Genomic DNA, 609 nt, shown 5'->3' with positions numbered 1-609 from the left:
GCTCGGGAACGGGCCCAGCGCGCTAGAGCTTGCGTGTGAGGTAATGGAAGCAGGCGGTCCTGAGTATGGAGCGCTTTTCGCGCGCGTCACCGGCCATCGTCCGCGATTCGGCCACCGTCGACAGGAACGGAACGACGAAGCCCGGACCATATGCGGCATGCACGGACCGCGCCACCTCGAGCGAGGCCTTGCCGAGCCAGATCCGGTCGCGTCAGTCGCATTTCATCTGGTGTTCTTCGATCCAGTTGTGAAGCAGGGCTACCAACTGCGCGACGGGAAGCCACGAATCCAGCTGCCGCTTCGCGGCCAGTTGGGCGACGACGAGAAAGTACAGCAGGGTGACGTACTTCATGAGTGCTGGCTTGCCGGCCGGGCTGTGGTCCATGTCGAGATCATCGGTCTGGCTGCTGCTGCGTTCCCAGCCATTCGATCGTCGCCGACTTGCGGGACAGGATGCCTTCGCAGACGAACTTGGTTTCGAAGAACCCGGTGGATTCCGCGGTCTCGATCAGCTCGGCGTAGAGCCCGACTTCGCGCAGCATGTCGTCGCGCAGATCGAGCAGCGCGTGAGTGTCCTGCGCATTGGCGGCGGTATCGGCTGGTATCGGC

General features: G+C 63.4%; 2 protein-coding genes. Both read right to left on the bottom strand.

All coding sequences use genetic code 11. From position 1 onward, the window contains the following. Positions 1 to 211: 211 nt before the first annotated feature. Positions 212 to 385 carry a hypothetical protein gene (locus FQ705_RS34605; RefSeq protein ID WP_260854588.1) on the bottom strand — a complete coding sequence of 58 codons (174 nt, stop codon included), beginning with the start codon at positions 383 to 385 and terminating at the stop codon, positions 212 to 214. Between the two features lie 7 nt (positions 386 to 392). Further along, a partial coding sequence (locus FQ705_RS34175) for a hypothetical protein (RefSeq protein WP_409934731.1) occupies positions 393 to 609 on the bottom strand: 217 nt, incomplete at its 5' end.

The organism is Paraburkholderia sp. BCC1884, assembly GCF_900996225.1.
Classification (GTDB): Bacteria; Pseudomonadota; Gammaproteobacteria; order Burkholderiales; family Burkholderiaceae; genus Paraburkholderia.
Note: the sequence above shows the minus strand (reverse complement) of the source record. Positions and strands in the feature narration are given on the sequence as shown.

What these genes read in the sequence shown, in the direction of transcription:
- FQ705_RS34605 (WP_260854588.1), bottom strand. Translation starts at nt 385, where the DNA reads ATGGACCACAGCCCGGCCGGCAAGCCAGCACTCATGAAGTACGTCACC.